This is a genomic window from Halomonas sp. PBN3, assembly GCF_000475415.1.
Classification (GTDB): domain Bacteria; phylum Pseudomonadota; class Gammaproteobacteria; order Pseudomonadales; family Halomonadaceae; genus Halomonas; species Halomonas shengliensis.
The window spans coordinates 1-7,101 of record NZ_AXCA01000184.1 but is presented as its reverse complement, the minus strand read 5'-3'; the positions used below and the strand labels follow the sequence as shown (position 1 = coordinate 7,101).

The following is a 7,101-nucleotide window of genomic DNA, read 5'->3' as shown; positions in this document are numbered from 1 at the left end:
CATGCCGGCGACCTTGAAGCTGTAGCTGGAGATGACCATCACGAAGGGCAGGCAGATGATGATGGCCATCACCAGGATGCCCTGCACCATGGGCAGCGCCTGCTTGAGCATGTCCATGCCGGCCTGGAAGGGCAGGATCGACAGGGTGCCGCCTACCATGGCGCCGGCGGTGACGGTAGCATCCCAGAAGCCTCCGCCGTCCAGCCCACGAAAGCCCACCACCGCCTGATCCAGGTTGCCGCTGGCCGCACCCGAGCGGGGGCTAACCAGGCGCCGTATCACGTAGTCCTCGGCGTCACTGCCGGTGAAGACGCTGCGGAAGTCATCCCAGAACCCCGTGCTCACCTCACCATGCAGCCGGGCCCTCAAGCCAACGCTCTCGGCTGACCACCACTCCTGGCAGGAGGGATAGCCCGGCATCCCCGGGCCGGTGTTGGGCCGGGAGACATCCCGGCTGGCATCGTAGGGGAAGCCGGCGATGGGGCGCCCGGCGTAGAAGCTGTCGTAGTAGCCGGGCGTTGTCTGGAAGTAGTTCGATCCGATCCAATCCACGTCCATGGCGCGGGTCGCCTCGATGGCGCCGCCCTCCTGTAGCAGCCGATTGCGCGCTGGGCCGAAGCACTGGCGCTGGAACTCTCCCACCTCCTGTTGCAGCCCCGGGTCTTCGATGCTGTGCAGGTCCAGCTCCATGCGGATGGACTCGAAGTCCGTCGAGCAGGGAATAGCGTGAACGGCCGCCGCGGTTACCCCGTGCGAGACCGCATGCACGCCCGCCCACCACAGCGGCAGCCGCGCCTGACGGCCACCGATACTATTCTCGGTCGCACCGAAGGCTCCCTCGGACCAGCCGCCAGAGGCGAACTGGCGAGTACCGCACTCCAGCGAGCGGTTCTCGTCGATATCGGCAGTGGCCAGCTGGACCTGCAGCAGCGGCAAACAGGTGAAGGCATAGGCCAGGATCATGGCGTAGAGCCGGGTCTCGATGCGGTTAACCGTCAAGATGCCCTTGGTCCCGGCCTCGTCGCCCTCCTGGCGGGCCTTGAACCACTCGGAGAGCACCAGGGTGATGAACGGCACCGCGGCGATGCCGGTACCCACCATGACGTTCCATATGGCGTTGTTGATGATCCAGCCGAGTAGCGTCATGGCATTCGAGAAGTAGTCGAACACCACCAGCGGCGCGGTGAGCAGGCCTCCCATCAGGCACCTCCCAGCCGATTGATCAGGTTGGTAACCTCGATGAGGGCCAGGATGCCCAGGGCCATCGCCTCGAGTCGCCGGAGCTTGGCGAGCGCCTGCCGGCCGTCGTCATGATCCTGGCACAGCCGCGCCACCGCCCGGGGGCGCACCTTGCGCCACCAGACCAAGGCCAGCACGGCGTAGAGGCTCAGCCGCCAGGCCAGCAGCCAAGGCCAGGCGGCCTGCCAGGTGCTATGGTGGGCCTCGAGCCCTCCAAACAGCCGCACGCTGACGGCGAGAATGGCGCCGCTCAGAAGGAACATCACGACCAGCACCGCCATGGCGACCAGCAGCGACGGCCAGCGGGCCGGGTTCATCCAGGAGAAAGCGCGTCGCGTCATCAGTCACCGCCCTCCTCGCCGGCTGGGCGACCGCGGCCGTCCAGGGCCGCATCCGGCCGGAAGGTCTCGCCCTGCGAGGCGCCCTGGCTGCGCCGGGCGGCCCGCTCAAGGGCGATGCCGGCCGCACTGTTGCCCAGCGCCTGGCGGATCTCCATCTCGGAGCGCAGCGACTCGATATCCCGATCCAGGGCCACCAGCTTGCGATCCAGCGCCGACATGCCCTGCTCGTTGTCGGCGATGCCAGGGTCGCTGCTGCCGGCCAGCAGCAGCCGGCGCGCCCACAGCGCCTTGGTCAGGGTTCTCGCCAGGGCCATCTCACCGCTCAGGCGATGGATCAGCAGCGAGGCCTCGGGGTCGCTGCGCAGCGACTCGATCACCCCTCGGGAGACAGTCAGGCCGTCGCCGGCGGAGACCTGGCGCAGGTTCTCCGGGGTCAGCGGCTCGCTGCCGTCGACCAGCCCCTGCAGCAGCCCGTAGACCTCCTGCTGTTCACGCTCCAGCTCGCGGACCAGGCCACTGCCGGCCTGGGTCTCGCTGCGCTCGCAGCCGTCGCAGGTACGAATCGAATGCTCGCCGATCACCGTCTGGGTCCACTCGGCGGCCTCCTCGGGGCTCTGCCAGACCGTGCACATGCCGCCCAGGCAGCTCCCTGCCCCGCTGCCTGACCCTGCGCCGCCACCGCTCCCACCGGAGACCCCGGCCAGCCCGCCGCCGCCGATCCAGCTGCCTTCGTTGGTGGCCACCGATCCCCAGCCGCCACCGCCCTCGGCAATGGGGGCCGTGCTGGTGGTGTCGTCACGGCCGTGCAGCAGGTTGTAGCCGGCGCGAGCGGTGTCCTGCACCACGCGAATCGGCGCCTGATCCTGGCCGCCGCGGCGCTGGCCTCCCACCCAGGTCACGCCTTGATTGCCGCCCGACTGGTCGACCTGCTCCTGCGCCGCGACCACGTCGGCGTTGGACTGGGCCGCACTCTGCCAGCTCTCGGCCGCGGCCATCTGCTGCCACCCCTGCCCGGTGACCATGTCGGCCATGCGCTCGGACATCTGGCGGCAGGACATCGACGCCCGGTCGAAGTCGACCCGCCCCTGTAGCACGCCGTTGCTCAGCAGGTCATAGAGCCCCGGGTTGGCCCGCTGGATGACCATGGCGGGCAGCGAGGCCACGGCACCCTGGGCGTTCTGAACCACCGTCCCCATCAGGTTCTGGAAGCCGTCGGTGACGCCGTTGAGCTGGTTGGAGACTGTGGCGCCGATATCGAAGTTGCCGCAGGTGGCATTCATGTTCCAGCTGATGCCGATACCGCGAACGTTGGGATTGTAGCCCCGCCCGGCGGAGACGCTGAAGGGCGAGGCGCCGCCGATCTGGTAGTAGAGGGCATCGGCGGATTGCGCTTGAGCCTGGGCAGCATGAGTAGACAGCAGCCCCGCCATCAGCGCGCCGGCCAGCGGCGTGAGGGCAAAGCGTCGCGTGCGAGATCCTTTCATCGACTTCTCTCCTTCAGGGGACGGCGTAGAGCAGGGTCTGGCCGCGGCGCTGACAGCAGCGATAGGGGCGCCACAGCGACCAGGCGTAGTCACCGCCGGCGTCCAGGCGGTCGGCGTAGGTGTCGGTGACGCCGCGGTCCGGCCACACCCGGCAGGCGTTGCTCATGTTGGGGGTCAGACGCTGCCAGCGATGGGTCGAGGCATCGCCCTCCTTGACCGGCCCGGGCGGCCAGTAGCCGTCGCGGCTGGCGGCCACCAGCGGCGTGTAGACGTGGGGCTGCCCAGTGCGGGTGACGACATCGGCAGAGCGCTGGGCGGTGGTCGCCGCGGTCTTGTAGTCGTGCACCTGGGTCAGGAAGCCGCCGCGCGGGTAGATGTTGCCCCACAGGTCGCCGGGCTGGCCCAGCTCACGCATGCCAGGCGTCAGCGCCTCGGGGTAGAGCGACTCGGGAATGCCGCTGCGCCACGCCAGGGCGTCCAGGGTCGAGAGATGGTAGGGCTGGAAGGGTGTCGCTGCCCCAGCGCAGGTCATGCCAAAGGCGCTGGCGAAGCTGCTGAAGGCCTCGCCGGCGGGATGGCCGATGGCGTCCACGTTCTTGAAACGCAGGTGCTCATGCTGAGCCCGGCTGACATCGGAGGTGCTCTGCCCTCCGGCCAGCGCCTCGCCCAGGGGCGGCGACAGCGCCGCCACCTCCCACCAGGGGTTGTCACTGGTGTTCTCGTAGCTGGAGACCACCAGCTCGGGAATATTGTGGCGCACCTGCACCGAAGTGCGGATCGAGCAGCCCGACCAGGAGCAGTTGAGCCAGACGCAGATGCCGATGACCTGGTAGTCCAGGCACTGGGTGGAGAGTGCCGAGGCGACGATCTGCGGCGTCGTCAGTGCCTGGGCCGGCTTCTCTACCACGCCCAGGCTCAGCAGCGCACCGCCCAGCACAGCCCCTGCCGTCTTGAAGGGCCTCATCGGCGGCCCTCCTGTCCCATTAGCCGCTCGGCTTCTCTCAGCGCCTCGGCCACATCCGGCTGACCGTAGATCACATAACGGCCATCGATCACCACGGCGGGGACTTTCTCCAAACCCAGCTGCCAGGCCCTGGCCAGCCCGAGATAGCTATCGGCATAGCGGTCGGCCGTCTCCTGCCACTCGGGCGTCGACATGCGCTCACGCATCAAGGCCGCCGCAACGTCGGGATCAGCAGGAAGATCTTGCGACAACTCGGCATCCAGGCGGCCGGGCGCATCGAGTTCGATCACCGCCACGCCCGAGGGCACATTAACGGCCGGCTCCCCGGCAGTGGTAAAGACTTCGATGGCTGGCTCAGCGAGTGCAGGGCCAACCAGGCAGGCACATAGCCCAAAAGCAGCCAGCCAGCGGCGTGGGTGGTGTCTCTCCATGCTTGCCACTCCAGTAGAACAAGGAACTGGCACAGCATTGCGGTCCCGCCTATGTGCCGCATCAAGAAATGTTAACTCGACCGCGAGGTGTTTTCTGAAGCAGCACCCATCAACATCTCATCACCCCCGTCATCATGTTGGCAAACGTCACTACCCCAGTTAATTGAAGAGAAGCATTGATTCAAATCACGGCAGCCACCATACTTGCCTCCAACACTCACCCAACGCGAGGAAACGCATGTCCATTCTCAACACCTATATCCAGAAGGAACAGCAGCTCAAGCAGCTCCAGGAAGAGCTCGACAAGCTGAAAAACGACGACCGCCTCAAGGCCGAGCTGGAGTTCAAGGACAAGCTCGAGGCCCTGATGCGTGAGTTCGACAAGTCAGCCGCCGATGTCATCAAGCTGCTGGACCCGAAGCCGGCCACCGCCAAAGCCGCCAGCACCACGAGCACCGGCCGCGCCAAGCGTAAGCTGAAGATCTACAAGAACCCCAATACCGGCGAAGTCGTCGAGACCCGCGGCGGCAACCAGAAGACGCTGAAGGCGTGGAAGGATGAATATGGTGCCGAGACGGTTGAGGGTTGGCTGGTGAGGACTGAGGACTGATATGCTGCGAAGCCTGTCTGCCATAAATATGGCAGGGGTTGGAGAGAAAATGAGACTTCATAACCTATGACTAGCTTCAACAAGGCTAAATGTGACCGGGTCAATTATCCAGCCAGATTTATGGTAGTCATAACGTGTGACCAGACACCTCATGGCCATATCAATACTGGTCATGAGCTCTCTTTTAACTCCATTCAGCTCAGGATTTTCAATCGCATAACTAGCTAAGGCACCTCCCCACCCCACACCTTTCAAACTAGACCTACTCAAACTCAGCTTGCTATATCTTTTTTCAAAATCTGCTCCTGAAGCAACACCACTCCAATCCCCTTGCCTGAGGCAATCACCTGGAAAACCTTTGCTTTCTTCAAACCTAGCTGCAATCTCCACAAGTTCAGGGAGCGAAAAATTTGCGAACTCGAAGTCTGGCTCATGGATTGAAACAAACCCTATTACTTTGTTGTTTTCAACTTGCTTCCTAACAAACCGAACTGCATCAGGCTCATCACCGTCAATAGAAATCACACTAAATCTCTTTAGCTCCATGTCTTGCTCTAGGTGATCTGACAGCTTTAGAGGGACATTACGCCTTTTCTCCAACCCTCCTTTAAGGTTAACAATTTCGATACCGCCATCCGCTGCCCCAGGAATAATTTCTCTAATCGCCCCATACTCAGTCTCTCCTTCTACATACCATCGCACAACACTTCCAGTGTGCAAACCAAATTCAAATGCTAGGTGAGGCTTTGCCAGCAAAGGGTTATCTAAAGGCCTTTCCGAGCCATAGCGCTGAGCTCGAGCACCCTTCATCCAAACTCCAAACGCATTATCTTCTTCACTCCATTCAACTCCATAAACCTCTTCAAAAGCAAGTCGAATAGTTTCAGCAATATGCCTTAGCCACATAGCCCCAGAAATATTACCCTTAACCCTCTCTCGCTTAGACCAAGGTGAAACTCGAAGCAAGAGATACAAATCTTGGTTTTCATCTAACTCGGCTGCTTGAAAACGCAAAATTTTATGTATTTCTTCCCACTCATCGGGACACAAGCGCGCAACAAGATCCAAAGTTTGGTGCCTATACTTCTTCAAGCACTCCCAATAATGGGGCTCATCAAATCCTCGGAAAGCGCACCGCCCCGAAATTCTAGGCCAGTACAACGGCTCAAGAAGAATAGGCAAATTAACTATAGAGTTAGCACTGCGCGCAAACAATCCTATTTCATCTATTGCTGGCAACCTCTGCACAACCTCACCCAACAGATCAAGAACACGGGATCGATTTATTGATGCTGACTGGGCAACATTTATGCGACAAGCTCGAAGTATCTGAAGAACAGGATAAATTCTAAACGGATGAAAAAGTGGCGCGCCGTTAAAATCTTCGCCGTCTGCTCCAAGCCACTCCATATCATAGAACCTTCCGGGATCACCTTGTGCAGCACCGAAAACACTAACGCCCCTAGATTTCAAAAATCTCAAAAAAGCTGCTTCATTCAATGGTACGTTCTGCACAACCTCATGAAACAACTCACTGAGCTCTTCCGTCATTAAAAAAACATCAGAAGAGCCAGAGTAATCAAGCATCACACTAACACTCCAAAACATTGTTATCACTTATGATGCAGCGCACCAACTCTGATCCGCAAATTCCTCCGGGACCGTGACCTGGTATTCCTTGTCCAACCGCCCTCCCTTGCAGAGCTGCCGCTTGCCCTTCCCCAGGTCGAGGCTGTGGGTCTCCAGTCGATGGTACCAGGCGTGACCGGCATGGCGAGCCAGCACCAGAAAGGCACGCTTGCTCTTCACCGAACGGCACCCTGCCAGCAGCGCCTGAAGCCGTCGCGGGCGCAGCGTATTGAGCCCAGTGAAGGTATCCACCAGCTCGCTGCTGAACAGCAGGTCGTTGGGCGTGATGGCGATCCATTCGAGGATAGCGCGCTCCGGCGTCGATATCCGCAGAGCAAACCCCACCCCGGGCGGGTTGTAGTCCGTGAGGCTGCCGGGGAGATCCACCGGCAGCCCCTTATCC

General features: G+C 61.6%; 8 protein-coding genes. 1 reads left to right on the top strand and 7 read right to left on the bottom strand.

Annotation, left to right across the window (positions count from 1 at the left end; genetic code table 11):
• The 5 genes from Q673_RS31775 to Q673_RS31755 form a co-directional block, all read right to left on the bottom strand.
• Positions 1-1,200, bottom strand: a 1,200-nt coding sequence (locus tag Q673_RS31775) for a conjugal transfer protein TraG N-terminal domain-containing protein (RefSeq protein ID WP_023006796.1), incomplete at its 3' end; no start/stop codon positions are given.
• On the bottom strand, positions 1,200-1,580 hold the full coding sequence (locus tag Q673_RS31770; protein ID WP_023006795.1) for a hypothetical protein: 381 nt from the start codon (positions 1,578-1,580) through the stop codon (positions 1,200-1,202). The genes Q673_RS31770 and Q673_RS31775, both read right to left, overlap by 1 nt.
• On the bottom strand, positions 1,580-3,064 hold the full coding sequence (locus Q673_RS31765) for an integrating conjugative element protein (RefSeq protein ID WP_023006794.1): 1,485 nt from the start codon (positions 3,062-3,064) through the stop codon (positions 1,580-1,582). The genes Q673_RS31770 and Q673_RS31765 overlap by 1 nt, the downstream gene beginning before the upstream one ends.
• Before the next feature lie 13 nt (positions 3,065-3,077).
• Positions 3,078-4,028 carry a TIGR03756 family integrating conjugative element protein gene (locus tag Q673_RS31760; RefSeq protein ID WP_023006793.1) on the bottom strand — a complete coding sequence of 317 codons (951 nt, stop codon included), beginning with the start codon at positions 4,026-4,028 and terminating at the stop codon, positions 3,078-3,080.
• Entirely contained in the window at positions 4,025-4,459 is a 435-nt protein-coding gene (locus tag Q673_RS31755) for a TIGR03757 family integrating conjugative element protein (RefSeq protein ID WP_023006792.1), read from the bottom strand. Before Q673_RS31755 ends, Q673_RS31760 begins: the two co-directional genes overlap by 4 nt.
• A gap of 238 nt (positions 4,460-4,697) precedes the next feature.
• Between Q673_RS31755 and Q673_RS31750 the strand changes: the two genes are divergently transcribed.
• Entirely contained in the window at positions 4,698-5,069 is a 372-nt protein-coding gene (locus Q673_RS31750) for a histone-like nucleoid-structuring protein, MvaT/MvaU family (RefSeq protein WP_023006791.1), read from the top strand.
• A 57-nt stretch (positions 5,070-5,126) separates the two neighbouring features.
• Here Q673_RS31750 and Q673_RS36605 read toward each other — a convergent pair whose 3' ends face one another.
• Both Q673_RS36605 and Q673_RS31745 read right to left on the bottom strand, forming a co-directional pair.
• Positions 5,127-6,656: a hypothetical protein gene (locus Q673_RS36605; RefSeq protein ID WP_152527133.1), complete on the bottom strand. Its 1,530-nt coding sequence runs from the start codon at positions 6,654-6,656 to the stop codon at positions 5,127-5,129.
• A gap of 30 nt (positions 6,657-6,686) precedes the next feature.
• A partial coding sequence (locus Q673_RS31745) for a type IV toxin-antitoxin system AbiEi family antitoxin domain-containing protein (RefSeq protein ID WP_023006789.1) occupies positions 6,687-7,101 on the bottom strand: 415 nt, incomplete at its 5' end.